General features: G+C 72.7%; 20 protein-coding genes. 11 read left to right on the forward strand and 9 right to left on the reverse strand.

Translation table 11 applies throughout. From position 1 onward, the window contains the following. Together ACFYL4_RS13115 and ACFYL4_RS13120 are read right to left on the reverse strand one after the other, a co-directional pair. Positions 1 to 1,699 (reverse strand): hypothetical protein (locus tag ACFYL4_RS13115; RefSeq protein ID WP_387518471.1); only part of this gene is annotated, 1,699 nt, incomplete at its 3' end. A 358-nt stretch (positions 1,700 to 2,057) separates the two neighbouring features. Then, entirely contained in the window at positions 2,058 to 2,651 is a 594-nt protein-coding gene (locus ACFYL4_RS13120) for a YbhB/YbcL family Raf kinase inhibitor-like protein (RefSeq protein ID WP_387518472.1), read from the reverse strand. Positions 2,652 to 2,917: 266 nt separating this feature from the next. Between ACFYL4_RS13120 and ACFYL4_RS13125 the strand changes: the two genes are divergently transcribed. Further along, positions 2,918 to 6,217 carry an ATP-binding protein gene (locus ACFYL4_RS13125; RefSeq protein ID WP_387518473.1) on the forward strand — a complete coding sequence of 1,100 codons (3,300 nt, stop codon included), beginning with the start codon at positions 2,918 to 2,920 and terminating at the stop codon, positions 6,215 to 6,217. Positions 6,218 to 6,308: 91 nt separating this feature from the next. Here ACFYL4_RS13125 and ACFYL4_RS13130 read toward each other — a convergent pair whose 3' ends face one another. Beyond that, complete coding sequence (locus ACFYL4_RS13130) at positions 6,309 to 7,136, reverse strand: ABC transporter permease (RefSeq protein WP_387518474.1); 828 nt, start codon at positions 7,134 to 7,136, stop codon at positions 6,309 to 6,311. Then, complete coding sequence (locus tag ACFYL4_RS13135; RefSeq protein WP_357761569.1) at positions 7,133 to 8,107, reverse strand: ATP-binding cassette domain-containing protein; 975 nt, start codon at positions 8,105 to 8,107, stop codon at positions 7,133 to 7,135. Before ACFYL4_RS13135 ends, ACFYL4_RS13130 begins: the two co-directional genes overlap by 4 nt. 135 nt (positions 8,108 to 8,242) lie before the next feature. Between ACFYL4_RS13135 and ACFYL4_RS13140 the strand changes: the two genes are divergently transcribed. Both ACFYL4_RS13140 and ACFYL4_RS13145 read left to right on the forward strand, forming a co-directional pair. Continuing rightward, the gene (locus tag ACFYL4_RS13140) at positions 8,243 to 8,824 is read left to right on the forward strand and encodes a PH domain-containing protein (RefSeq protein ID WP_387518476.1); all 582 of its coding nucleotides are present in this window, start codon (positions 8,243 to 8,245) and stop codon (positions 8,822 to 8,824) included. Continuing rightward, positions 8,824 to 10,836, forward strand: coding sequence for a PH domain-containing protein (locus tag ACFYL4_RS13145; protein ID WP_387518477.1), 2,013 nt, complete (start codon positions 8,824 to 8,826; stop codon positions 10,834 to 10,836). The genes ACFYL4_RS13140 and ACFYL4_RS13145 overlap by 1 nt, the downstream gene beginning before the upstream one ends. Before the next feature lie 99 nt (positions 10,837 to 10,935). On the opposite strand, the gene sepH is transcribed toward ACFYL4_RS13145, so the two are convergent. Further along, the gene (gene sepH, locus ACFYL4_RS13150) at positions 10,936 to 12,414 is read right to left on the reverse strand and encodes a septation protein SepH (protein WP_387518478.1); all 1,479 of its coding nucleotides are present in this window, start codon (positions 12,412 to 12,414) and stop codon (positions 10,936 to 10,938) included. Between the two features lie 566 nt (positions 12,415 to 12,980). Here sepH and ACFYL4_RS13155 point away from each other — a divergent pair. Further along, positions 12,981 to 14,135, forward strand: coding sequence for a hypothetical protein (locus ACFYL4_RS13155; protein WP_387518479.1), 1,155 nt, complete (start codon positions 12,981 to 12,983; stop codon positions 14,133 to 14,135). A 76-nt stretch (positions 14,136 to 14,211) separates the two neighbouring features. On the opposite strand, the gene ACFYL4_RS13160 is transcribed toward ACFYL4_RS13155, so the two are convergent. After that, positions 14,212 to 15,510 carry a D-arabinono-1,4-lactone oxidase gene (locus ACFYL4_RS13160; protein ID WP_387518480.1) on the reverse strand — a complete coding sequence of 433 codons (1,299 nt, stop codon included), beginning with the start codon at positions 15,508 to 15,510 and terminating at the stop codon, positions 14,212 to 14,214. Positions 15,511 to 15,641: 131 nt separating this feature from the next. On the opposite strand from ACFYL4_RS13160, the gene ACFYL4_RS13165 reads away from it, so the two are divergent. Next, entirely contained in the window at positions 15,642 to 16,673 is a 1,032-nt protein-coding gene (locus tag ACFYL4_RS13165; protein ID WP_387518482.1) for a ferrochelatase, read from the forward strand. 67 nt (positions 16,674 to 16,740) lie between these two features. On the opposite strand, the gene ACFYL4_RS13170 is transcribed toward ACFYL4_RS13165, so the two are convergent. After that, a complete protein-coding gene (locus tag ACFYL4_RS13170; protein ID WP_357761551.1) occupies positions 16,741 to 17,589 on the reverse strand; it encodes an oxaloacetate decarboxylase in 849 nt (282 codons plus the stop codon). 171 nt (positions 17,590 to 17,760) lie between these two features. Between ACFYL4_RS13170 and ACFYL4_RS13175 the strand changes: the two genes are divergently transcribed. The 3 genes from ACFYL4_RS13175 to ACFYL4_RS13185 all read left to right on the forward strand — a co-directional run bounded on the left by ACFYL4_RS13175 (position 17,761) and on the right by ACFYL4_RS13185 (position 21,626). Then, on the forward strand, positions 17,761 to 18,438 hold the full coding sequence (locus tag ACFYL4_RS13175; protein WP_387518484.1) for a GntR family transcriptional regulator: 678 nt from the start codon (positions 17,761 to 17,763) through the stop codon (positions 18,436 to 18,438). Positions 18,439 to 18,583: 145 nt separating this feature from the next. Continuing rightward, the gene (locus tag ACFYL4_RS13180) at positions 18,584 to 20,626 is read left to right on the forward strand and encodes a S9 family peptidase (protein ID WP_387518485.1); all 2,043 of its coding nucleotides are present in this window, start codon (positions 18,584 to 18,586) and stop codon (positions 20,624 to 20,626) included. Between the two features lie 187 nt (positions 20,627 to 20,813). Continuing rightward, positions 20,814 to 21,626 carry an inositol monophosphatase family protein gene (locus tag ACFYL4_RS13185; RefSeq protein ID WP_357761542.1) on the forward strand — a complete coding sequence of 271 codons (813 nt, stop codon included), beginning with the start codon at positions 20,814 to 20,816 and terminating at the stop codon, positions 21,624 to 21,626. A 144-nt stretch (positions 21,627 to 21,770) separates the two neighbouring features. On the opposite strand, the gene ACFYL4_RS13190 is transcribed toward ACFYL4_RS13185, so the two are convergent. Continuing rightward, entirely contained in the window at positions 21,771 to 21,935 is a 165-nt protein-coding gene (locus ACFYL4_RS13190) for a hypothetical protein (protein WP_357761540.1), read from the reverse strand. A gap of 681 nt (positions 21,936 to 22,616) precedes the next feature. Here ACFYL4_RS13190 and ACFYL4_RS13195 point away from each other — a divergent pair. The 3 genes from ACFYL4_RS13195 to ACFYL4_RS13205 all read left to right on the forward strand — a co-directional run bounded on the left by ACFYL4_RS13195 (position 22,617) and on the right by ACFYL4_RS13205 (position 25,293). Further along, positions 22,617 to 23,270, forward strand: coding sequence for a response regulator transcription factor (locus ACFYL4_RS13195; RefSeq protein WP_357761537.1), 654 nt, complete (start codon positions 22,617 to 22,619; stop codon positions 23,268 to 23,270). Continuing rightward, complete coding sequence (locus ACFYL4_RS13200) at positions 23,267 to 24,538, forward strand: ATP-binding protein (protein WP_357761534.1); 1,272 nt, start codon at positions 23,267 to 23,269, stop codon at positions 24,536 to 24,538. Before ACFYL4_RS13195 ends, ACFYL4_RS13200 begins: the two co-directional genes overlap by 4 nt. A 458-nt stretch (positions 24,539 to 24,996) precedes the next feature. Continuing rightward, the gene (locus ACFYL4_RS13205; RefSeq protein ID WP_013153901.1) at positions 24,997 to 25,293 is read left to right on the forward strand and encodes a DUF4193 domain-containing protein; all 297 of its coding nucleotides are present in this window, start codon (positions 24,997 to 24,999) and stop codon (positions 25,291 to 25,293) included. A gap of 190 nt (positions 25,294 to 25,483) precedes the next feature. Here ACFYL4_RS13205 and ACFYL4_RS13210 read toward each other — a convergent pair whose 3' ends face one another. Further along, the gene (locus ACFYL4_RS13210) at positions 25,484 to 25,759 is read right to left on the reverse strand and encodes a DUF4235 domain-containing protein (RefSeq protein ID WP_387518487.1); all 276 of its coding nucleotides are present in this window, start codon (positions 25,757 to 25,759) and stop codon (positions 25,484 to 25,486) included. Positions 25,760 to 25,920: the final 161 nt, after the last annotated feature.

Genomic DNA, 25,920 nt, shown 5'->3' on the forward strand with positions numbered 1-25,920 from the left:
GTCCGTTGGGGGTGGGGAGTCCGGACTGGTAGTCGCGGGTGTGGGCTCCGGTGTCGTAGGGGTTGCGCTGGTGGGTGCCCGTGTCGTATTCGGAGCGGGTGAAGGAGTCGGTGTCGTAGGAGGGGCGGCGGTGGGTTCCGGTGTCGTACTCGGGTGCGCCGGGTCCGTTGGGGGTGGGGAGTCCGGACTGGTAGTCGCGGGTGTGGGCTCCGGTGTCGTAGGGGTTGCGCTGGTGGGTGCCCGTGTCGTATTCGGAGCGGGAGAAGGAACCGCTGTCGTAGGACGAGCCGGACGCGAACGAACCCGGCGTGTACCCGCCGGTCAGGGGGTCGTCGGACCCCGTGAACCGGTGCCCCGGCACGGTCGGACCGCCCATGGGCTGGCCCGGAGCGGGCTGGGCTCCGCTGCCGGGGGCGCCGTGGGCGCCACCCGTACCGCCGCCGTGCGCCGGTCCGGAGCCGTAGCCGCCCAGCGGGGACGGGGGCCGCTGGTGGGCGCCGGTGTCCATGCTCGACCAGATCGGTGAGCTCAGGTCGTCACCGCTGGACGGGCTGGGCCGGAACCCGGGGTCCAGGGGGTCGGGGGAACCGGGCCCGGTACCGACACCGCCGCCCGAGCCGCTGCCCAGGGGCGGGTAGTCGGAACGGCTCATCGAGCCGCTGTCGTAGGAGGAACGGCCCTCGCCCAGGTCGCCGCCGCCCAGGCCGCTGCCCAGGGAGCCGCCTCCCAAGCCGCCGCCACCGAGGGGGTCGCTCCCCGCGGGCCCTCCCAGGGAGCCGCCGCCCCGGGAGCCGCCGCCGAAGGCGTCGCCCAGCGGGTCCGGCGCGGTCGACTCGTTCCGCTCCACGGGTCGCAGCGGTTCACGGCCCGCGAACGGGTCGCCGGTCGAGGGCGGGTGCGGGGTCCAGGAGCCCGGCCCCAGCGGGTCGTCGTCGAGAGGGGCGGGAGCCGAGGCGGCCGGGAGCCCCTGAGTGGGGCCGGGTCCCTGGGCGGGAGGCAGACCCTGTGCGGAGGGCAGGGCCGCCAGGCCCTGTGCCGGGGTCTGCGCCGTCGGCCGCTGTTCCTGGTGGCGCGGTGCGGGCTCGGGCGGCGCGGGCGTGGCGCCCTGCCCCAGGCTGGCCAGCATCGCCAGGTCGGAGGGGCCGGTGGCGCCGCGCTCGGCCGGAGCTGGCGGAAGGGTGTCGGTTCCGTTGGAGGGGGAGTAGACGATGGTGTTCTGGTGGTCGGGGACACCCGTGTCGTCATCGTCGTAGTCGTCCGCGTAACCGCCGTCGTCCGTGTAACCGCCGTCGTCACGGCGGTCGGCGTACTCGTGCCCGCCCGAGCGGTCCGCACCGGCGTCCTCGTCGCTCAGACTCGACCAGAAGTCGTTGTCGGAGAGGCCGCCGGAGTCGTCGTCCTCCCAGTCCGTCCCGCGCTGGCGCCTGCCCTTGGTGCGCCGCTCCGCCCTGCCCGAGTTCTGCCGGGATCTGCGCGACCGTCCCCGTGGGGCGTCCTCCTCGTCCCCGGGGTCCTCGTCCCGCCCCCGCCGGTCGCGCCGGTCGCCGCGGTCGGCGTCCTCGACGTCGTCGTGCTCGTACTCGTCGTCGTAGTCGTCCTCACGCGAGCCGAGGCTGAGCGCGCGCATCCCCAGCAGGAGGAGCACGAGCACTGCGAGCACGACGATGACGGCGGTGATGATGATGACGGTGACGGTCATGGTGTACGCACTACCTTGGGGAGGTCGGCCGCGCCCGGGGAGCGCCTGGAACCGGCCTGGCGAGGGCCGGTCGAGGGTGAGAGGCGGTGGCCCGGTTCCGCGGGAACCCGGTGTGCCGGGACCGAGTGGCTGACAGGGCGCGACCGCCGGTGATCCGACGCGGTCTCGGGTCAGGGTGCCGCGGGGCGGGTGAACGGGAATCGGTCAACTGAAATGGGGCGAGGGGCACGGACCCACTGTATGTGCTGTCGCGCGCTGTGTGCAGAGGGCGACGGGTGCTTCCTGCGGTGGTCCCGTGTCGTCGGTCGGGAGCGTCCGTCCTGTTCCGGGCGCAGGGAATGGCTTATTATGACCTATTTCACTCGCTGCTCGTGACCAGGGTTCCCCTGGCCACGGCCTGGTCCGCGACGGCTTCCAGAGTCTGCTCCAGCGCCGCGCCCTCGGGCAGGTCGAGGTTCCCCTCCAGCGCGTACACGGTGAAGCGGTACTCGTGAACGTCGCCCTCCTTGGGGCAGGGCGCACCGTAGGTCGCGTCACCGGCGGTGTTCTGTCCCTGCTTCGCGTCGCCCGGGACGGTGTTCTGCCGCAGCTCGACCAGCTGCGGGTCGAGGTCGTAGACCATCCAGAACACGACGGCCGCGCTCGGGTCGTCCACCACCAGCGCGATCGACCCCACGTCGTTCGGCAGCCCCGACCAGCTCAGCGGCGGGGAGACCGGATCGCCGTCGGCCTCACAGGAGTACGCGGAGGGCAGCGGCTGCCCCTCCTGCATCATCGGGCTGGTCACGTTGATGTCGGTCGGCATCTCGCCGCGCAGCTCCGAAGACATCCCGCACCCGGTCGACGCGAGGAGCGCGGCGCCCACCGCCACGGCACCCGCGCGGGTTCCGGGGGACGTTCTGGGCACACCGTGCGCGGCGGTGGTCCGGAGGGAAGGCAAGACCGGGAACAATGGGGCTCCTGCTGGACTTTCGGGCCAAAAGGCGAGACTCGCGGTACGTCGGACCGGGCGCGGGAGGACCCCGGCCGGTCACGGGGAGACCGTGCGCCCGGGCACCTGGACGGCTCGCGCGACACGGTCCTGAGCGAACCCTACTGCGATCGGCGGCGACCACGGCATTTCGGACCGCGCGGGGGGCCGCGTCGCGTCGACGCGCCGGGCGGACGCCGGAGCCGCCGACCCGCGCGGTCGTCCCCGGGATCGGTGATGATGGGGCGGTGCGGTTCTCCCTACTGGGGCCCCTCCAGGTGCATGACACCTCCGGTGCGCCCCTCACCATCGGCGGCGCCCGTCTGCGCGCCCTCCTGGCGCTGCTGCTGCTCCGCCCCGGCCACCACGTGTCCACCGCGTACCTCACCGAGGCGATCTGGGGCGACGCCGCCCCCGCCGCCTCGGGCAACGCGCTCCAGGCCCTGGCCTCCCGGCTGCGCCGCGCCCTGGGCACGGCCGCCCCGCTCCACGGGAACGCCTCCGGTTACCGGTTGGAGGTCGCCCCGGGCCAGGTGGACCTGTACGAGTTCGAGGACCTGGCACGCCTCGGGCGCGAACGACTCCTGGCGGGGCGCCCGGGTGAGGCCGAGCGCGCCCTCTCCTCCGCCCTGGCCCTGTGGCGCGGCGCGGCCCTGCCCGACCTCACCGCCCGGGGCGTGGCCGAGGACGTCGCGCTGCGGCTGCACGAGTCCAGGCGCACCGCCCGGGAGGACCACCTCAGCGCCCGGCTCGACCTCGGGCGCCACGTGGAGGCCCTGCCCGACGCGGAGGCCCTGGCCTCCGGTGAGCCGCAACGCGAACGCCCCGTCGAACTGCTCATGCGCGCGCTGGCGGGCAACGGACGTACCGCCGACGCCCTGTCCGCCTACGAGGCCTTCCGCGCGCGGCTCGCCGACGAACTGGGGCTGGACCCCTCCGAACGTCTCCGGGAGGCCCACCTCAGGCTGCTGCGCGGTGAACTCGACTCCGAGCGCCGCACCACCGAGGCGCACCGCCCGCCGTCCGTGGTCCGGCTGCCCCAGCCGCTGACGAGCTTCGTTCCCCGCGAGACGGAGGTGGGTGCCACCGTGGACCGCCTCTCGACGGCGCGGCTGGTCACCCTCACCGGCCCCGGCGGTTCGGGTAAGACCCGGTTGGCGGTGGAGGCCGCGGCCACCGTGGCCGACCACGCCCTCGGCCTCGCCCCCGAGGGCGTGTGGTTCGTCGGCCTGGCCCCGGTGCGTCAGGGCGCCGACCTGCCCGACGCCCTGGCCACCGCGTTGGACCTGCGCGGACAGGCCGTCTTCCAGACACGCTCGGCCGTGACGCGCCAGACCCCGCTCGAACGGGTCGTCTCCTTCCTGGGCGATCGTTCCGGGCTCGTCGTGCTCGACAACTGCGAGCACGTGGTGGACGACGCCGCCCGGCTGGTCGAGGCCCTGCTGTCGAACTGTCCGGGCCTGCGCGTGCTCGCCACCTCCCGCGAGCCCCTCGGCGTCGACGGAGAGGCCCTGCTGCCGGTGCCCTCGTTCGACCTGCCACCCGAGGGCGCCGGGGCGGAGGAGGCCCGCGCCTTCCCCGCGGTGACGTTGTTCACCGAACGCGCCCAGGCGGTGCTGGCCGGATTCACCGTCGACGCCGACAACTCGGGTCACGTCGTGCGTATCGTCCGTGAACTGGACGGTATGCCGCTCGCCCTGGAACTCGCCGCGGCTCGCCTGCGCGCGATGTCGCCGGCCCAGCTCGCCGACCGCCTCAGCGACCGGTTCCGCCTGTTGACCAACGGGAGCCGTTCGGCCCTGCCCCGCCACCGGACCCTGCGCGCGGTGGTCGACTGGAGCTGGGAACTGCTCGACGAGCCCGAGCGCCGACTGCTGCGCCGTCTGGCGGTCCTGCCCGGCGGGGCCACCCTGGAGGCGGTCGAACGGATCGGCTCCGATCCCGACGGCCCGGACGGCACCGTGGCCGGTCACGACGTGTGGACGGTCCTGTTCGCCCTCGTGGACAAGTCCCTCGTGGTGGCGGAGAACCCCGAGCGGGGGGACGGCCCCTCCCACTACCGGCAGCTGGAGACGGTCCGCGCGTACGCCGCCGAGCGCCTGACGGACAGCGGTGAGGAGGTGCGGGTGCGGGATGTCCAGGCCCGCTACGCGCGCGACCTGTGGCGCCGCGCCGACCCGGGTCTGCGGGGCCCGGAGCAGCGGGCCTGGCTGGCCCGGCTCGGAGCGGAGTCCGACAACTGCGTGGCCGCCTTCCACTGGGCCATCGAGCGGGGCGACGCGGCCCTGGCTCTCGACCTGGTGGAGCACTCCCAGTGGTACTGGTCGCTGGACGAGCACTGGCAACAGCTCCACCGGTGGGCCGGGCAGGTACTGGAGATGGTGGGCGACGCGCCGCCCCCGGGGCATGAGGCGGCCTACGCGAGCTGCCTGTTCCATCTCTCGGGCCAGATGGAACTGGGCCGGGTCGCCGTCCTGGAGCGTCTCGACCGGGTGGAGGAGGTGCTGACCCGGGCCGGCCTGCGCGCGGAGGATCACCCCGTGCTCATCCTGGCCCTGGTGTACCGGTCGATGGCCGCGGGGGTCGACGGGTACGACGGAGGTTCGCGGGACCGGGCGCGCACGCGCCTGGAGGAGAGCGCCAGGAGTCAGCGCGACCCCTGGACGCGTGCGATGACGTACCTGATGCTCTCACTGCTGGACGGGGTGCACGGAGACGCGGCCCGGGCGGCGGAACGCGCCGCGGTCGCCCTGGAGTCCATGCGTGACCTCGGTGACGTGTGGGGTCAGAGCAACGCGATCGTGCACCTGGTGGACGTGCTCCGCTACACCGACCTCGAACGGTGCCGCCGCCTGCTCGACGACGGGATCGCCCTGGCCGAGCGGGGCGGGCTGGACGGGGTCGTGGACATGTTCCGGACGAGACGGACCCAGGTCCTGGTCGACCTGGGTGAGGTGGAGGAGGCCGAACGCGACCTCAGGCGGCTCGTCGGCGGGCCCGTGGAGGAGGGGCACCTGGTGACCCTCCGGCTGACCCGGGTCCAGTGGCTGCGTGCCGCCGGTCGCGGCCCCGAGGCGCGGCGCCTCCTGGAGGAGACCGAGCCGGTCGTGGCCGGTCTGGGCGGGTTCGCGCCGGCCTACATCGAGCCCCTCTGGCGGGTCATGGCCGCCGAACTCTCCTGGGACGAGGGCGACACGGCGCGGGCCTGGCGGGACGCGGGACGCGCCTGGTGGTTGTCCAGGGTCGGTCTGGGCACCATCGGCGCCGACGTGCTGGACACCATGGCGACGATGGTGGAGGGGGAGGACCCGGAGTGGGCGGCCTTCCTGATCGGCTTCGCGACACGGCTGCGCGGGGTGGCCGACACCGCCTCACCCCGGGCGCGGCGCGTCCGTGAGCGGTTGGAGGCCAGCCTGGGCCCGGCCGGTTTCGCGCGGGCGCTGGCCGAGGGGGAGGGCGCGGACCGGGTGGCCGCCCGAGACCGGGTGGCGCGGTGGCTGGAACCCCGCGTCCCGAACGACGTCGACCTGGGTGACTGGGCGCTGTGATCCCGGTTCCGGTGGGACGGTGGTTCGCGCCCGTGCGCCGGTTCGCGCCCGCGCGCCGGGCGCCCCACGGGAGGGCGCCCGGCGGTCCGGGTCAGGTACGGCGGCGGTAGGCCCACACGGCCAGCGGGAAGAAGATCGCCGTGATCACCACGGTCCAGAAGAGCGTCCAGGCCGCGGGCGCGGCGGCGTCACCGCCGAGCATGAGCCCGCGCATGGCGTCCACCAGGTGCGTGACCGGGTTGTTCGCGGCGATCGGCGCGAGCCAGCCCGGCATGTGGTCCGGGGAGACGAACGCCGAGCTGCCGAAGGTCAGCGGGAACAGCAGGATCATGCCGAACGACTGCACCGCCATGGGTGTGCGCACCAGCATGCCCACGAACGCCGACATCCAGCACAGCGCGAACGCGAACAGCAGGACCAGGGCGCTGGCGCCCAGCACGCCGAGGAGGCCGCCGTCGGGGCGGAAACCGATCGCCACGCCCACCAGCATCACCATGACGACGGTGATCGCGTACCGGACGAGGTCGCCCAGGACCGCCCCGATCAGCGGTGCCGAACGTGCGATGGGCAGCGACCGGAACCGGTCGAAGATGCCCTTCTCCACGTCCTGGCTCAGGCTGAACCCGGTGCCCATCGTGGCGAACACGACGGACTGCGCGACGATGCCGGGCATGAGGAAGTCGCGGTAGGTCTGCCAGTCGCCCATCATCGCCTGTCCGAAGACGAAGACGAACAGGGTCACGAACATGACCGGCGTCAGCATCAGCCCGAAGACCTCTTCGGGGTTGGCCCTGATCTTGAGGACGCTGCGCCAGGTGAGCTGGAGCCCGTTCTGGACGGTCGTCAGCGGGGAGATGTTCGGCGGCGCCACCGGCGCGCCCTCCGGTGCCGACCTCGGCCGGGTCGTCACGGCGCTCATGCTGGGGTCCCTTCGTTCGCGGGTCCGTCCGCGGTCTCGTCTTCGGCGGTGTGGCCGGTCAGGGCGAGGAACACCTCGTCCAGGCTCGGCCTGCGCAGGGAGAGCTCGGCGATGGAGACGCCCTGTTCGTCCAGGCGGCGCACCGTCTCCGGCAGTACCGCCACGTCGGTGACCGGGACACTGGCCAGCAGGCCGTCCGTGGTCACCGGCGTGCTCGTGACGGCCTCGACGATCCGTGTGGCCAGCGGGAGCTGGGACGGGTCCACCGTGCGCAGTTGCAGCACCTGGTTGCCCGCGTGCGACTTGAGCTCCTCGGGGGTGCCCCGGCTGATCACCTTGCCGTGGTCCAGGACGACGATGTCGTCGGCGAGCTGGTCGGCCTCCTCCAGGTACTGGGTGGTGAGCAGCACGGTCACCCCGTCGGCCACCAGGTCGCGCACCACGTCCCACAGGCCGTTGCGGCTGTGCGGGTCCAGGCCGGTGGTCGGCTCGTCCAGGTACAGCAGGGCGGGGCGTCCCACCAGGCTGGCCGCCAGGTCCAGACGGCGGCGCATACCGCCCGAGTAGGTCTTGGCGGGGCGGTCGGCGGCGTCGGAGAGCCCGAACCGCTCCATCAGCTCCTTGGACCGGGCCCTGGCGTCGGCGCGCCCGAACCCGAGCAGCCGGGCGATGAGCACCAGGTTCTGGGTGCCGGTCAGCTCGGCGTCGACCGCCGCGTACTGGCCGGTCAGGCCGATCTGGCGGCGTACCTCGTGTGGTTCGCGGACCACGTCGAAGCCGCCGACGGTGGCGTGTCCGGCGTCCGGTCTGAGCAGGGTGGAGAGGATGCGCACGGTCGTCGTCTTCCCGGACCCGTTGGGTCCCAGGACGCCCAGCACGGCCCCCGCCGTCGCCGTCAGGTCCACTCCGCCAAGGGCGGTCTTGCCCTTGAAGTGCTTGACCAGACCCTCCGCACGGATGGCGTCAGTCATTGGTCCTCCGTTTCAACGTCTGTCCACAAGTGTGCGGACCCGCACTGACAGAACGCTGACAGCATGGTTCGCCCCGGTCTGACACCGTCGGCGCCCGCCCCGGCCCGGGGGGAACGTCCTAGACTCGTGCACGTGATGAACACCCCGCCCCACGACGCCATTCCCCCCTCGGGGGGACTCCCCGACCCGTCCGGCCCGGTAGGGACCGCTCGGCTGCGGCCACCGCTTCGCAGGGTGAGCGGTCGTGCGATCGGAGTGTGGACCCTGCGGCTGATCTTCGGCGCGCTCTTCACCCTGCCCCTGTTCCTGCTGCTCGCCTGGGGGGCGAGTTCGGCTCCCTGGGGCTGGATTCCCGGTTGGGCCTCGCACCACGCCTGGGTGCTGCCGGTGGCGTACTCGGTGTACGCGGTGGCCAAGATCGCGATCGTGCCGTCCTGGCGGTACCGGGTGCACCGCTGGGAGGTCACCGAGGACGTCATCTACACGCGCGAGGGGTGGATCAGCCGCGCCTGGCAGTTGGTTCCGGTGAACCGGCTCCAGACGGTGGACCACACCCAGGGGTGGCTGGAGCGGATGTTCGGAGTCGCCACCCTGAAGGTGCAGACCGCCTCCTTCGCCGGTTCCTCGACCATCGAGGGACTGGACGCCGACGAGGCGCGCGGGCTGAGCGAGCGGCTCGCCGTGCGCGCCGGGACACTCCGGGACGACGCGACCTGATGGACGAACAGTACGGGCGTGACCGGGAACACAGCCAGGACGGGCCCGAGGGGGAGCGGGAACCCGGCGGCTGGGTCGCTCCGGGCAGTACCCCCTCGGGGCTCCCGAACGGTGGCGAGGACCAGCGCGTCGAGCGGCCGAGTCCGCACCAAGGACCGGGGGCGGGACCCCCGCCCCACTCCGGCGGGCACCCGTGGTCCGCCCGGCCGCCGGGTCCCCCGGACCCTGCGGTGCCCGCGCCCCCGGACCCTGCGGTGCCCGCGCCCCCGGACCCTGCGGTGCCCGCGCCCCCGGACCCTGCGGTGCCCGCGTCCCCGCACGCTGGTCTTCCGAGCGCGGGGCCCGCCCCCTACCCGGGCGGTGCCGGTTGGGGGCCGTGGCACCCGGGGGCGCCCACCGCCCACTCCTGGTGGGGCGAGGAACGCCCGAGCGGTCCGGCCGACGCGTTCGGGGCGGAGCGCGCCCGACGGCTCAGTCCGCGCACCATGGTGGTCGGCCCGATCAACCAGCTACGGAGCCTCCTCCTGCCCGTCCTCGCCGGTCTGGTGCTCGGGGGTTTCAACCCCTGGCTGCTGACCGCCACGGGCCTGGGCGTTGTCGTGCTCCTGGTCGGCGGATTCGTCACCTGGCGAACCTTCCGCTACGAGGTCGGTACGGACCGGGTCGAGATCAGCAGGGGCCTGATCCGCCGTTCCCGGCGCACCATCCCGCTGGAGCGCGTGCGCGGTGTGGACGTCACCAGCACCCTGCTTCACCGGCTGCTCGGTGTGGCGGTGGTGCGGATCGAGGCCGCCGCGGGCTCGGTGGGGGAGGCCGAGGACGGCAAGCTCGACGCCGTCTCCGCCGCCGAGGCCGAGCGGCTGCGCCGGGTCCTGCTGCACCGCAGGGCCGTGCTCGCCGAGCAGGGGACGCACGACTCCGAGACGGGCCCCGGGGGAGGCCGGGACGCGGACGCCGCGACCGCCGGGCCTGGCGCGCTCCCCGAGGCGGACCGGACCACCGACGACACGGTCACCCACTTCACGATGCCCCGCTCCTGGTACCTCTACGGGGCGCTCAGCCTGGGCTACCTGCTGACACCCTTCGTGGTCCTGGCGACCCTGTTCGGCATGGTGCAGCAGTCGGCCGGGCAGATGGTGACCGACCTGTTCATCGACTGGGTGACCACGACCGACCGCGCCTTCCTCGTGGTGTTCGGCGCGGTGTTCGTGGGGGTGCTGGTGCTGCTGATGCCGGTGTTCGCGGTGGTTTCCTACGCCATCACCCACTGGGGATTCCGTCTGCGCTCCCGTGACGGGTCGCTGCTCGCCGAGCGGGGCCTGTTCACCCGGCGCAGCGTCACCCTGGAGAAGCGGCGTATCCGGGGCTACGAACTCCTGGACAACCCCCTCGAACGCACCCGGGGCGCGGTGGGGCTGCGCGCGATCGTCACCGGCCTGGGCGACGCGGCGACCCGCGCCGTGCTCCTGCCGGTCGGCCCGAGGTCGACGGTGGAACCGGTGGTGGACCGGGCCCTGACCCTGTTCCGGGGGCGCCTGGTCCGCCACCCCCGTGCCGCCCTGTACCGGCGGCTGACCCGTGCCGTGGTGCCCTTCGGTGTCGTGGCCGCGGCGGCGGCGTACGGGGATCTCACCTGGCTGGCCGTGGTCGCCGGCGTCCTGGCGCTGCTGGGCGTCCCGCTCGGGATCGACCGGTACCGCTCACTGGGGCACGGTTACGACGGTGAACGCGTCAGCGTGCGATCCGGGTCGCTGTCCCGTTCCCAGGCCACGGTGGAGCGGTCGGCGGTGATCGGGTGGACCTGGACCCAGACGCTCTTCCAACGCCGTTCCTCGTTGGCCAGCCTCCAGGTCACCGTGGGCGCGGGTACCGGCGGCTACACGGCCCAGGACGCCGCGTTCGACGAGTCCGTGGCCTTCGCGGCCCGCGTCACCCCCGAGATGGTGCGGCTCTTCCTGGTCCCCGAGGGGGACGGGGGCGCTGACGGTACGGGGCGACCGCGCCGCCCCTGACCCAGCGCGCCGGGTGCGGGACGACGAAGGGGGCGGTCGCCGTGCGACCGCCCCCCGCTGCCCTCCGGCCGCGTCCGGACCCGGAGGTCCGGCACGCGCCTACTCGCTCTTCTTCGAACCGAACATGATCTCGTCCCAGGACGGCACCGACGCCCGGCGCCCCCGGCTCTTGCGCTTGGCCGCGCCGGCGCCCGTGGAACCGCTGGCCGCCGCCGGGAGGCCGGGGGTCGGGGGTGCCGGATCGGCCGCGCGGCGGGGCGTCCCCTTGTCGTTGAGGTCGATGGTGGCCCGGCGGCGGCGCGGACGCTGCCGGGGGTCCTCGGCCGGCGGCTCGACGGGCTCGACCGGGGGAGCCGGGGCCGGGCGGGCGTCCAGCCAGTCGGGTGCGGCCTGCGGCTCCGGGGGCCGCTGGGAGGGGTGGGAGCGGACCTCGTGCTGGTACGGCTCGGGCCGGACCGGCGCCTCGAACGCGGCGGGGGCGCTCTCCTCGAACACCGCCCTGCGGGGCTCGGGGCGACGCTGCTCGTGGTGCTGGTGCTGGTGCTGGTGCTCGTGCTCGGGAGCTTCGGGCGCGGGCCGCGCGGGCGGTGCCTCGACCGGGTCGGCGAACCGCTGGCGGGCGGTCTCGGGGCGGTGCGCCGGGTGCCGGCGGCCCTCCGGCAGGGGAGCGGCGGGCGGCGGGTCGCCGCGCTGGTCCCCGAACCGGTCGCCGGGCGCCTCGAAGGCGCGCCGGGGCTCGGGCTCGGGTCGCGACGGCGCCTGGCGTCGTCGCTCCTCCCGGATCGGGACGCCGAACTGGTCGGTCTCGGTCTGACGGGCCACGGGGCGCAGCGGTTCGTCCAACGGCGTGTCCTGCGCGGGTGACAGGCGGCGCGGAGCGACGTGGTCGGGACGTCGTTCGGCGGCGGACTGCGCGTCCAGGCGGGGCAGGTCGGTGGAGTACTCGCCGCGTCGCGGGGAGAAGGGGGTGACGTTGGCCCCGGGACCCGGTGCGGCGTCCAGGGGTTCGATGGAGGAGAACCGGGCGGCCTCCTCGTCGGCGGGGGTCACGCTGTTGTGTCTGGGCTCGTACAGCCAGTGGGCGACGCGCTCGTCACCGCCGTGGAGGAAGACGAGCTTGAGCTGCCAGGAACGGTCCTCACGCTTCCACGAGTCCCATTCGGCGTCGCCGGTCTCCAGCTGGTGGGAGCCGATCCTCTTGGCGACCACCTCCTCCAGGGAGGGGCCGGGGCCGGTCTCGCCCTGGGAGCGCACGGTCGCGCGCTGGGCCTGTTGGGCGATGTACCCGCGCTCCTGGAGGACGGGTCCCTCGAACCAGCGCACCCGTTCGATGGGGATTCCGGAGATCTCGGAGATGGCCTCCGCGGTCTCGCCGGACCGGATACGGGCCTGGATTTCCTTGGGGCGCAACGGATTCTCCACTTCGATCTCGTACTGGCCGAGCCGGGAGAACTGGCCGCGTACCGCGGCACGGAGGCGGTCGTCGACGGGCAGCATGAAGCGGGTGCCACGGCCGGTGCTGGCGAGCACCAGGTAGGTGCCGTCCTCGCTCACGGCCACGAGGCGAAGCTCGTGCATCGCCCTCCCTTTCGCGTCCCGTCGAGAGCCGGTCCGGTGGACCGTCCCCCGCGTTCTCCAAGTCTGGTCGGCCGACAACGGTTCGGCCAGTACCGCGCCCGGCATGTCCGAACTGTGCCCGCCTCCCGGCCCGTGGTGGGCACCACGGTGGGAGCGGCCCCGGGGTCGGGGCTCTTATGGTCACTTCCGGTGCCAATCTTGACACGGTGAACCTTCCGTGACCGGGAGCGATCGAGGGTGAATGTCGCGCATCCCGCACGAAGGCTCCGCGGTGATGGTATCCCGGGAGCTCGAATCCCCCCAGGCCCGGGGAAAACTCCGATCTCGGACCGCACTCGAACCTGATGGGAGTGCCGGTTCGCAACTCGACACGCCGTTGGATGCCACACAGTGATCATTCCAATCTCATGGCGTTATCAGCGGTCCGCCGCCCGTAAGGTGAAGTTTCCACTTATGGGCTGTTTGCGAAGTTTGGGTTGTCCGGGTGTGTCTGCCCCGCCACACACCCATCCCACGACCAAGTGCCCCGCCGCGCCGACCGCGGCCGACAGAGGGGGGAGGGCACGATGCCAAGACCCGATCACGAGGACGAGTTCGAGGCACGGGAGGAGGGCCCCGAGAAGGAGCGAGGCCGGAGGAAGCGGATCGACCTGAGCGTGGCGCAGGTCGCCGGAGCCGGGGTCGCCACGCTGACCGCCGCCACCGCCGCCTCCTATCTCAACGTCTACGGGACCGTCATCGGCACCGGTGTCATGGCCGTGCTGAGCACCAGCGCCGCCCCGGTGATCCAGCACTGGATCACCCGCAGCGGAGAACAGGCCAAGGGGTTGGCGGAGAAGGCGGAGCGGAAGGCCGCCCACCACACCGCCGTGCGTTCCCTCGTCGACACCGAGGCCGAGGCCCGCGCCGACGAGCGGCTGTCCGATCCCTCGACGGCCGTGTTCGGGCAGGCGGGACCGGCCGGGACGGGACGTCTCCTCGGCGCGCCGCACGGGAGCGGAACCGAAGGGACCGACCTCCGCGACGAGGACGACGCGACCCGCACGATGGCCATGCCGACCGTGGGGACCGACCTGCCGGGCCAGACCCTCGCGCACGGTTTCGGCAACCCCGAGGACCCCACCCTCGTCGGCGGTTCCACGGAGAACGACGCCACCCGGGTCCTCGGAGCCGTGGGCGGCTCCGCAGGAGCACACACCCGGGAGACCCCGGGCGGCACAGGGGGCGGAGGGGACGCCCCGGACCGGCCCAGGCGCGGCTGGCGCACTGTGGTGATCCCGGCCGCCGCGGTGTTCACCCTGGTCATGTTGGTCATCCTGGCCTTCGAACTGCTCACCGGCCGCTCCCTCACCGCCTGGACCCAGGGGCAGGACGAGCCCACCTCGCCCTCACTGCTGGGCGGCCACTCCTCCCAGGTCCAGGACGAGGAGGAACCCGAGGACGCACCCGTGACCCACGACGGCGGGCGTCCCTCGGACGACGGCGACACCGGGAGCACGCGGCCGGAGACCGATCGGCCGGAGGCCCCCGAGACCGGCACACCGCCGACCGGGACCGACCCGCAGACCCCGGAGGGCGGGCAGACCGACCCGACCGCACCTCCCGTGGACGGCGGAGAGCAGGTGGACCCGGGCGGCGGCGAGGCGCCCGACCCGGGGTCGCGGCCCCAACAGCCCGAGGGGGAACCCGCGCCCGAGCCCGCCACGGCCCCCCTCGGCTAGCCGGGACCGTCGTTCGGCCGGGGCCCGCGCCCCGGCGCCCGTGTCCGGCGGGCCCGCGCCCCGGGCACGGCGGTCCTCAGCCGAAGACCGTGTCCAGGTAGGCGTTGCCGAAGCGGCGGTGCGGGTCCACCCGGTCCCGCACCGCCAGCGCGTCGCCCAGGCGCGGGTAGACGCCCTCCAGGTAGGCGCGGTCGCGGGTGTGCATCTTGCCCCAGTGCGGCCGTCCGCCCACGGAGGTGAAGACCGCCTCCACGTCGGCGAAGTACGACTCGTAGGGGGTTCCCTGGTACATGTGCACCGCCACGTACGCGGTCTCGCGCTCGTGGGCGGTGGACAGCCACACGTCGTCCTCGGGGGCGAAGCGCACCTCCACGGGGAAGCTCACCCGGTGGTCCCCCCGGTCCACGATCCTCCTGACTTCGCGCAGCACGTCCGCCGCGTGCTCGGCGGGAACCGCGTACTCCATCTCCACGAACCGCACGTCGCGGACCGAGGCGAACACCCGGTGCGAGACGTCCGTGTAGCTCCGCGCGGACAGGGCCCGGGAGCTGATCTGGTTCACCGTGGGAACCGCAGCCGGGAACCGGCGGCACACGCGGTTGATCCGGTCGAAGAGGGTGTTCGACAGGAAGTCGTCGTCCAGCCAGTGCTTGAAGGCGGACAGCGGTTGGGCGGGACCTTCGGTGATGTTGTTGCGCTTGGTGTTGGTGTTGCCCGTGTGCGGGAACCAGAAGAACTCGAAGTGGTCGTTCTCCGCACGCAACTCGGGCAGCCGCTCCAGCACCTCGTCCAGCGGCATGGGCTCCTCCCTGGCGTGCAGGAGGAAGGCGGGCCGTACCGCGAAGGTCAGCGCCGTCACGACGCCGAAGGCGCCCAGGCCGACCCGGGCCGCGTGGAACAGCTCCGGGTCCCGCTCGGCCGAGCACTCGACCACGGAGCCGTCCGCGAGCACCATCTCCAGGCCCACGACCTGGCTGGCGAGGCCGCCCGCGTCCCGCCCGGTGCCGTGGGTGCCGGTCTGTACGGCGCCGGCGACCGTCTGCACCGCGATGTCGCCCATGTTGGCCAGGGCCACACCGGCCGAGGCCAGGGCGTCGTTGAAGTCGCACAGGGGCATTCCCGCCTCGACCGTCGCGGTCCCCGCCTCCGCGTCGATGGAGCGCACGCGGTTGAGCGAGGTGGGGGCCAGGAGCAGACCGTCGGTGACGGCCACGTCCGTGAAGGAGTGCCCGGAACCGACCATGCGAACGCGCAGGTCCTCGGCGGTGGCGGAGACGACGGCGGAGACGACGTCGTCGGTGTTGTCGGGGGTCGCCGTCCGGCGCGGGCGGGCCTGGTGGGTGTCGGCCCAGGTGTGCCACAACACATCAGTCATGCGGTGACATTACCCAGCGGTCACTTGTGTGACCAGACCGGGAGTGTCCCTGGTCACGGAAGGCGCGAAAGTCCCGTCACTCGGGCCGGGGCGGCTCCGGGAGGGTACGGAGAGCTGGTTTCATGAGGTGCATGAGGCCTTACGACGCGTTTCTGCTGATCTCCTTCGGCGGCCCTGAGGGCGAGGACGAGGTCATCCCGTTCCTGGAGAACGTCACCCGCGGGCGCAACATCCCCCGCGAGCGGTTGGCGGAGGTCGGTGAGCACTACTTCCTCTTCGGGGGAGTGAGCCCGATCAACCAGCAGTGCCGGGACCTGCTCGCCGCGGTCACCGCCGACTTCCGGACCAACGGCATCGAGCTGCCGGTGTACTGGGGCAACCGGTTCTGGGAGCCGATGCTCGCCGACACCCTGGAGCGGATGCGCCAGGACGGCGTGCGCCGCGTGCTGGCGCTGCCCACCTCCGCCTACTGCAACTGGTCCAGCCGGACCGCCTACCACGAGGACATCGAGCGCGCCCGTGCCGCGCTCGGTGAGGGCGCCCCCGAGATCGACCTGATCCGCCCCTTCTACGACCACCCCGGGTTCGTCGAGCCGTTGGCGCGGCACACCCAGGAGTCTCTGGAGCGACTCCCCGACGACCAGCGCGAGGGTGTGCGCCTGCTGTTCTCCGCGCACTCCATCCCCACGGCGATGGCCGAGGCCAGCGGCGGACCGGACCAGGAGTTCGGCCCGGCGGGCGCCTACGGCGCGCAGCTCGCCGAGGTGGCCCGCCTGGTGGTGGAGCGCCTGGACCGCCCCTACCCCTACGAGCTCGTCTACCAGAGCCGCAGCGGACCGCCGAGCCAGCCCTGGCTGGAGCCCGACGTCAACGACCGCATGGAGGAGCTGGCCGCCGAGGGGGTCCCCGCCGTCGTGGTCGTCCCGCACGGGTTCGTCTCCGACCACATGGAGGTCAAGTTCGACCTCGACGTGGAGGCCCGCGACACCGCCGCCAAGCTGGGTCTTGGCTACGAGCGGGCGCTCAGCCCCGGCACCCACCCGTCGTTCGTGTCGATGGTGACCGAGCTGGTGCGCGAGTACACCGACCGGACCGGGGAGCGGCGGCTGACCTCGCTGCCGCACTGCGCCGAGGCGGGCGGTCAGTGCTGCAAGCAGCGCTGACCCTGCCGTCCCGCTCCCGTGCCCCGCGACGGTGCCTCCGGCCGCGGCGCACGTGAGCGGGACGAGCTCAGGTGCCGAGCGCGAGGTAGTCCGTGGTCCGGACGATCTCCTCGCGTTCGGCGAACGTGGCCAGGGAGTCCGCCACGGCCGAGCTGTCGCCGTCGCGGACGATCGCCGCCAGCACGTCCTCGCAGGCCCTGATCACCGCCCGCTGGAGGTCGGAGGGGATGATGACGAGCCGGTAGCCGAGCTCCGCCAGCCGTGCCCGGGGCACGACCGGGGTCTTCCCGCCGTGGAACATGTTGATCAGCTTGGGTCCGGGGATCTCGCGGGCGATCAGTTCGATCTGCTCCACGGTCTCGGGCGCCTCGACGAACACGACGTCGGCACCGGCCTCCAGATAGGCGTGTGAACGCTCCAGCGCCGCGTCCACCCCCTCAGCGGCGATCGCGTCCGTGCGGGCGATCACCACCAGGTCCGGGTCGGTGCGCGCGTCCAGTACCGCTCGGAGCTTGCCCACCATCTCGCCGGTGGGTACCAGGGACTTGTCGTCCAGGTGCCCGCAGCGCTTGGGGAAGGTCTGGTCCTCCAGGTGCAGCCCGGCCACGCCCGCGCGCTCGAACAGGCCCACCGTGCGCACCGCGTTCACGGCGTTGCCGAAGCCGGTGTCGGCGTCGGCGATGACCGGGAGCGACGTCACCGCCGTGATCTGCGCCAACCGGTCGGCGACCTCCGTGACCCCCAGGAGGCCGATGTCGGGCACCCCGTGGCCCCGAGCGATCGCGCCGCCGCTGGCGTAGACCAGCTCGGCTCCGCCTCGTTCGGCCAGTCGAGCGGTGAGTCCGTCGAACACTCCGGGGGCGACGTGTGTGCCGTCGCCCTCGACCAGTGCGCGCAGCCGTGTGGTCGCCCTCATGCGCGGGCCCCTCTCCAGTCGACGTCGGGGCGGGTACGACGGCGACGTCGCACACACCCTGGATACTGCTTGTATACAATCCTGGACGAGCCTGGACCGCCGGGTCCGGGATGTCAAGCGGCGGGGTCGAGGGGTGGCGGACCGACCGGTACCGCCTACGGAGGGAGCGCGGTGAAACAGGGCGATCTGGTGTACGAGCGGTTGCGCGAGGAGATCGTGGAGTGGGAGCTGGCACCCGGAACGCACCTGAACGAGACCCGGATCGCCGCCCGCCTGGGCGTGTCCAGGACGCCCCTGCGTGAGGCCCTGCACCGGCTCGACCGGGACGGTCTGGTGCGGATCAGCCCGGGCCGCGGGGCCTTCGTCAGCGAGATCGCCCTCGGGGACGTCGCGCACCGGTTCCAACTGCGCGACGCGCTGGAGTCCTACGCCGTCCGGCTGTGCGCCCGAGCCGACGAACGCTCGGTGTTCGATGCGCTGGAGGCGGACTTCCTGGAGTGGCGGGACCGGTTCGACGCGGGCGCGGGCGCGGTCGACGACACCGGGTACTACGCCCTGACCTCGCGGTTGGACGCCGAGGTCTCCCAGGGGGCGGCCAACCCCCACCTCTCGGACTCCCTCGCCTCGGTCCGCCAGCACCTGCGGCGGTTGCGCCGGATCGCCCGTCGCACACCGGGCCGCATGGCGCTCAGCGCCGGTGAGCACGCCCGGATCTGCGCCGCCGTGCGCGCGGGGGCGGAGGAGGAGGCCGCGCGGGCCGCGTCGGAGCACGTCGGCAACAGCCTGCGCCACATCCTGGCCGCGCTGGGCGGCAGTGCGGTGGGCGGCAGCGCGGTGGCGCTCGACTGACCACCCGTGCCCACGCGTCAGCGGGACGCCTCCGCCGCGCCCCCGAGTCAACAATGTTGACCGCCCTTGAAGTGGGGTGATTCAGGTCACCGGGAGCGATAGAGTCGGCTCAGACCACAAGTCGACCTTTTCGGGAGTAACTGTCTTGGTCCGTTCCTGGTACGAACTTCCAGAATACGTCCGCCTGCGCCGCGTGAACGGTCTGCGCCTGTCTCCGGACGGCACCCGGCTCGTCGCGCCCGTGAGCGACCTGGCCCCCGACGCCAAGTCCTTCCGCAGCGCCCTGTGGGAGATCGACGTCGCCCCCGAGGCCGAGGGAGGGAGCGCTCCCCGGCGCCTGACCCGCTCCACCAAGGGCGAGTCCAGCGCCGGGTTCCTCCCCGACGGCTCCGTACTCTTCACGACCGGCCGGGACGACCCCGAGGCCGAGCCGGGGGAGAAGCCCAAGTCCGCCCTGTGGCTGCTGCCCGCCCACGGCGGAGAGGCCCGCCAGGTCGCCTCCCGCCCCGGTGGCGTCGGCTCCTTCACCGTGGCCCGCGACTCCGGGCTTGTCGCCTTCACCAGCAACGTCCTGCCGCGTTCGGCGGACACCGAGGCCGACACCGAGGCCCGCAAGGCCCGTGAGGAAGCCGGGATCACCGCCATCCTCCATGAGGCGCTCCCGGTCCGCTCCTGGGACAGCGACATCGGCCCCGACCTGCCCCGCGTCTTCACCGCCACCCCGCCCGAGAACGACGACGCCCGCCTCGGCGAGCCCCGCGACCTCACCTCCGACACCGGCCTGGCCCTGCTCGGCTCCGCCCCCGCGCTCACCCCCGACGGGTCCACCCTGCTCATCGGCTGGGCGGTGCCCACCTCCGGCGGGGCGAGCAGGGACGAGGTCGTCGCGATCGACACCGCCTCCGGCGAGCGCCGCACCGTCGCGGGCTCGGCCGACTCCGAGCACGAGTTCTCCGGGCCGCTGGCCTCACCCGACGGTGCCAGCGTCCTGACACAGGCCAGGACCGAGGGCAGCTACGACGGCGAGCCCCGCGACGCCACGCTGTGGATCACCGACCTCGCCACCGGCGAGGGCCGCGACCTGCTGCCCGGGCACGAGCTCTGGCCCCGGGACTACGCGTGGTCGGCCGACTCCCGCGCGGTCTTCTTCGTGGCCGACCAGAACGGTCGGCGCCCGCTCTTCCGCGTGGACGTGGCCACCGGTGAACTCACCCGTCTCACCGGCGACCACGGCGCCTACAGCGCGCTCAACCCCTCCCCGGACGGTCGCCACGTCTACGCCCTGCGCGACGCCTGGGACGCCCCGCCCGCACCGGTCCGGCTGGAGGCCGAGACGGCCGACGGCCAGCCCGTGTACCTGCGCACGCCCGGCTCCGAGCTGACCATGCCGGGCACGCTCACGGAGATCGAGACCACCGCCGACGACGGCACCCGCGTCCGCTCCTGGCTGGTGCTGCCCGAGCAGGCCTCGGCCGCATCGCCCGCCCCGCTCATGCTGTGGGTGCACGGTGGCCCGTACATGAGCTTCAACGGCTGGTCCTGGCGCTGGAACCCGTGGATTCTGGCGGCCCGGGGCTACGCGGTCCTGCTCCCGGACCCCGCGCTGTCCACCGGCTACGGCCAGGACATGCTCCGCCGTGCCTGGGGCCAGTGGGGTCCGCGCACCCACGCCGACGTCATGGCCATCACGGACGCCGCCGAGGCCCGGGACGACATCGACGCCGAGCACACCGCCATGATGGGCGGCTCCTTCGGCGGCTACATGGCCAACTGGATCGCCGGGCACACCGACCGGTTCAAGGCGATCGTGTCGCACGCCTCCCTGTGGCAGCTGGACGGGTTCAGCGGCACCACCGACTACCCGCCGGTGTGGGAGCGGGAGTTCGGCACCCCGCTGGCCCAGCCGGAGCGCTACCGGTTGAACTCACCGCACCTGCACGCGGACAAGATCCGTACGCCGATGCTGGTCATCCACGGTGACAAGGACTACCGGGTGCCGATCGGCGAGGGCCTGCGGCTGTGGCGCGACCTCCTCCTGCACGAGGTGGACGCGAAGTTCCTGTACTTCCCCGACGAGAACCACTGGATTCTCAGCCCGGGCAACGCCCAGATCTGGTACGAGACGATCTTCGCCTTCCTGGACCACCACGTCCACGGCAAGGAGTGGATCAGGCCCGAGCACATCTAGATCCGATCCCCTGGTGGGGCCGTCCCCCGCGACGGCCCGCGTGGCACATCCCTGGGAGGGCCCTGGCATCCGCCGGGGCCCTCCCTCGGCCGCTTCCCGGCCACCGCCGACCCGTGGGGCGGCGCATAGAGTTCGGGCGGGTACTCCGGGCACGACGGACCCGGGGGCCACGAGCGGAAGGGCACCCGTGACCACCATCCACTCCCCCCACGACCCGGAGAAGCTGCGCGACCTCGCCGTCGCCGTGGCGGCGGAGGCCGGAGCGCTCGCGGCCAAGGGGCAGGAGGGCATCACCGTCCTGGACACCAAGTCCAGCCCCACCGACGTCGTCACCGAGATGGACCGCGCCACCGAGGACCTCGTCAGGAACCGGCTGCTCGCCGCCCGCCCGTGCGACGCCGTCCTGGGCGAGGAGGGCGGCGGCGTCGAGGGCACCAGCGGGGTGCGCTGGGTCGTGGACCCCATCGACGGCACCGTCAACTACCTCTACGGTGGGCCCGACTGGGGCGTGGCCATCGCCGCGGAGATCGACGGCGTGGTCGTGGCCTCCGCCGTCCACCTGCCCGCCCACGGGAACATGTTCGACGCCGTCCTGGGCGGCGGGTCGCGCCTCGACGGCCGCACCCTGTGCGCGCCCGACGCGGTCCCGCTGGACCGGGCGCTGGTCGCCACCGGCTTCGGGTACTTCCCCGAACGCCGCCTCCAGCAGGCCAGGGTGCTCACCGAGGTGGTGCCCCGGGTCCGGGACATCCGGCGGGTGGGTTCCGCGGCCGTCGACATCACGGGTCTGGCCACGGGCCGCTGCGACGCCTACTACGAGCGCGGTCTGCACCTGTGGGACTGGGCCGCGCCCGGTCTGGTCGCCAGCGAGGCCGGGCTGCGGGTGGGCGGGCTGCGCGCCGGACCGCCCAGCAACGACCTGGTGATCGCGGCCCGCCCCGGTCTGTACGAGGAGCTCGACGCACTCCTGGCGCCGCTGGGAGCCGACACCGACGGCTGACCCGCACACGAGTGCCCCGGACGCCGTGGGGTCCGGGGCACGGGCGGCGCGGGGTCGCACGCCCTCACGAGGAGGTGGCGCGCCCCGGCCGGGGGTCGTCGGCCCCGGCCCCGTCAGGGGCGGGGACGACGTCGGCCGCTCCGCTCAGGAGTGGGTGTCGACGCCGTTGCGGGCCGCGATGCGGTAGAGGTCCTCCAGCTCCGACGCATGGGTGTCGGCGAGGAACTCGTCTCCTGCGTCACGCGCTGATTCGAGCGACCGGTAGGTCTCGCTGATCCGGACCCTGATCTCCGCCATGAACTCGCCCATTGCACCTCTTCCAGGGGTAGGCACCGGGACGGGGTGGTGTCCCGGTGGAATCCGTGTGCGCGCGACGCGGCGCCCGCACGAGTAGAAGACGTCACGACCCTGTGACACGCGTGTACGTCGCGGTCCGGGGTGGCCCCCGGTGTCCGCGCGTCGCCTTCTACCTCTACCGCACTGTGACCCACGTCAAACCCCGGCCCCCCTCGTGTGACGGTTCCGTGATCCCGGGGCGGTCCGCCGGGCTCCCGGAAGGGGGCGGCTCGCGGCGCGGTGGTCCCGCTGCGGCCGGATGGCCCTGGGGCCGTCCGGCCGCGGACACGCGTCAAGCGATGGTCAGGGGTGTCACAAGACACATTTTCCGAGCGGGCCTGGTGCTTACTTGTTTCTTATTCTTGATGTGTCAGATTTGAGATGTGCGGGGTTGAGCCGTCGCCGACGGTTGGGGGATTCGCCGGCGGCGGCCGCCCCGTGCACAGGGGGAGCCGCGAGGCTCCCGGCCCAGCGCCCGTGCCACACGGGGGCGAGGAGACCGAGCGAACCCACGGGTTTACCGTCTCCTTACCTCCACTGTGAGAGAACGGTTGACGCGGCCGGGACCAAGAACGCCGCTGCCGGTGTGTTGGGGGATGCGCCGGCAGCGGCCCCCTTTTTGTTTCCAGACACCGACGCTCTAGAAGGACAACGTTGCGCGTACTCGTGGTCGAAGACGAACGGGTCCTGGCCGACGCCGTGGCCGTCGGACTGCGGCGGGAGTCCATGGCGGTCGACGTCGTCTACGACGGTGACACCGCTCTGGAGTACACCTCGGTCAACGACTACGACGTCGTGGTCCTGGACCGCGACCTCCCCGGAGCGCACGGCGACGACGTCGCCCGCTCCCTGGTCAACGACAGCTACAACGGCCGCATCCTGATGCTCACCGCCTCCGACGGCGTCCAGGACAAGGTCGAGGGCCTCACCCTCGGGGCCGACGACTACCTGGCCAAACCCTTCGCCTTCGCCGAGCTCATCGCCCGCGTGCACGCGCTGGGGCGGCGTTCGGCGCCCCCGCTGCCGCCGGTGCTGGAACGGGAGGGCATCAGCCTGGACCCCGCCAACCACCAGGTGCACCGCGACGGCCGCGAGGTCTCGCTCACCCCCAAGGAGTTCGCCGTCCTCCAGGTGCTCATGCGCGCCCAGGGGACCGTGGTCAGCGCCGAGGGCCTGCTGGAGAAGGCGTGGGACGAGAACGCCGACCCCTTCACCAACGTCGTCCGGGTCACCGTCATGACCCTGCGCAAGAAGCTCGGTGACCCCCCGGTCATCCAGACCGTCCCGGGGGCGGGGTACCGGTTGTGAGACCGGGGGAGCGACCGGAACCGGGACAGGTCGAACCGACGCGCCCCGGCGACACCGGAACCTGGCGCAGTCTGAACTCCGTCGCCCCCAGCGGTGACGGGGCCGAACGCTCCTCCGCCCGCACGACCGTGCACGCCACGGTCCACCGCTTCACCGACAACCTGAGCCTGCGGGCCCGCCTGACGCTCATCTACGGGATGCTGTTCTTCGCCGCCGGCTCCCTACTGGTCCTGGTGAACTACCTGGTCGTCGCGGTCCTGCTCAACGCGCTCCTCGCCGAGGAGAGCCCGGCCGAGCTGATCGAGAACAGCCACTACATCGAGCAGGTCCTCACCCACGTCACCCGGTTCTCGCTGCTGGCCCTGTTCCTCGTGGGCCTGCTCGCCGTGGCCCTGGGGTACGCCGTGGCGGGCCGTGCGCTGTCACCACTCCAGAAGATCACCCGCATCGCCCGCAGACTCTCCGAACGCTCCCTGCACGAGCGCATCGCCCTCTCGGGGCCCGACGACGAGATCCGCGAGCTCGCCGACACCTTCGACGGCATGCTCGAACGCCTCGACCGGGCCTTCGACGGCCAGCGCCGGTTCGTCGCCAACGCCTCCCACGAGCTGCGTACGCCCCTGGCGATCAACCGCACCCTCCTGGAGGTGGCCCTGAGCGCCCCGGACGTCTCACCGGACCTCAAGACGCTCGGACAGACCCTCCTGGAGACCAACGCCCGCCACGAGCGCCTCATCGACGGCCTGCTGTTCCTGGCCAAGAGCGACCGCGAACTGGAGTCCAAGGCCAGGGTCGACCTGAGCGAGGTCGCCGTGACCGTCCTGAGCCAGCTCTCCGCCGACATCGACCGGTCGGGGCTCTCGCTGCGCAAGGACCTGCGCCCCGCGCCGGTGGTCGGCGACCCCGTGCTCCTGGAGCGCCTCGTGGCGAACCTGGTCGAGAACGCCCTCAAGTACAACGTCGACGAGGGCGAGATCACCGTCCGCAGCGGCATGTACGAGGGGATGCCCGCCGTCCAGGTGGAGAACTCCGGCAAGGTGATCCCGGCCTACGAGATCGAGGGACTGTTCGAGCCCTTCCGGCGCGGTTCCGGCGACCGGGTGGGTTCGGGGCGCAGCGCCGGTCTGGGGTTGTCCATCGTCCGGTCGGTGGTGCGCGCCCATGCCGGGGTGGTGACGGCTTGGCCCCGCGCGGGCGGCGGCCTGGTCGTCACGGTGTGCCTGCCGGTACCTCCGGGTAACGGGACGGAGAACGCCGAGCGTCGCTAGGCCCGGGGGCCGAGCTGCGCACCGCCCCGCTTCGTGGTATCTATACGTGTCCGAAGACACGCCCACCCCTGTCACGAGTGTCGACCTGCGGTGGGTATGCTTCCCCGGGCGTGGACACGGAGGGAATCCCTCCTGACGTGGGCATGTCTGGGTTTTCGCCCGTACTCGGGGGAGTGCTCCAGGCTGGTCCGGCATGTGGGCGCAAACGTGTTTTCGGGTCTACGAGACACCCGGAGTCGGGTAGTACCGGGGAAACGACCCGAGAGGGGCCACCCAACCTTGGCCGCCTCCGGTCACGATCCCGTGAACGTACTGCTGACCTGTGGACTGTGGCCCGGGAGGGGGCACGGTCGGACGACACCGGGAAAACTCGTCGGCCGATTCGGGCACAACGAAGGTCTCTCAAGCGTTACACCCGCGCGACGAGGCACTAAACGAGGGGGATGGAGTTAGCAGAGATGGCGACCGACTACGACAGCCCGCGCAAGACTGACGAGGACATCAACGAGGACAGCCTCCAGGAGCTGCAGGCGCGGCGCGTGGACAAGGGCACCGGCACCATCGACGTCGACCCCGACGAGGTGGCCGAGGGCATGGAGCTCCCCGGTGCCGACCTGTCCGGCGAGGAGCTCGCGGTGCGCGTGCTTCCCCGCCAGGCGGACGAGTTCACCTGCTCGCGCTGCTTCCTGGTGCACCACCGCAGTCAGCTCGCTGAGCAGCGCGCCGGTCAGCTGGTCTGCAAGGAGTGCGCCTGACCGACGGTGACGGTCTCCCGTCCGATTCCCACGGTATCCGAGGACGCTGAGGGGTGAGGGCCCGGGAGCCGTCCGACCGTGGGACGGTGGCTCGCGGTCACGACGGTGGACGGCCGACCGCACGTGGGGGCTCACCCCCATGTGGTGGGCCGTCCACCGTCGTCGCGAGCCGCCCGGGCGGGGGCGGTGCTCAGGCCTCCAGGCCCCGCCCGCCGGAGCCGACCAGCTGCTTGCGGGCGGCGCGGACGGCCAGCACCCTGGCCACCTCGACGCCCACACCCGCCACCACGGCCCAGCCGAGGGCGCGGCCCAGGCTCACGTCCGGGGACTCCAGGTCCGTGGGCGGTTCCTCACCGGTGGCGCGCGTCCACGCGAAGGTCAGGGCCTTGCGTGTGACGAACTCGGCCGCGAAACCCGCGACCATGCCGATGATGACCGGTGCGACCTCACCGTCCTTCTTTGCCATGTGAATCGTTCACCGTTCCCTAGTGCGTACGATGGGCGCGGACGCGTGGCGCCCGCTGGGGAATCCTTTCACGCGGACCCCCGGACCGCATCGGCGGCGGCCCCCCGGGGCGGCGCCGTTCTCCCTGTCAGAGGGGGGAAACCGGGAGCGACCAGGGTGCT

The sequence above is a fragment of the Nocardiopsis sp. NPDC006938 genome, from assembly GCF_042869555.1.
Lineage (GTDB): Bacteria > Actinomycetota > Actinomycetes > Streptosporangiales > Streptosporangiaceae > Nocardiopsis.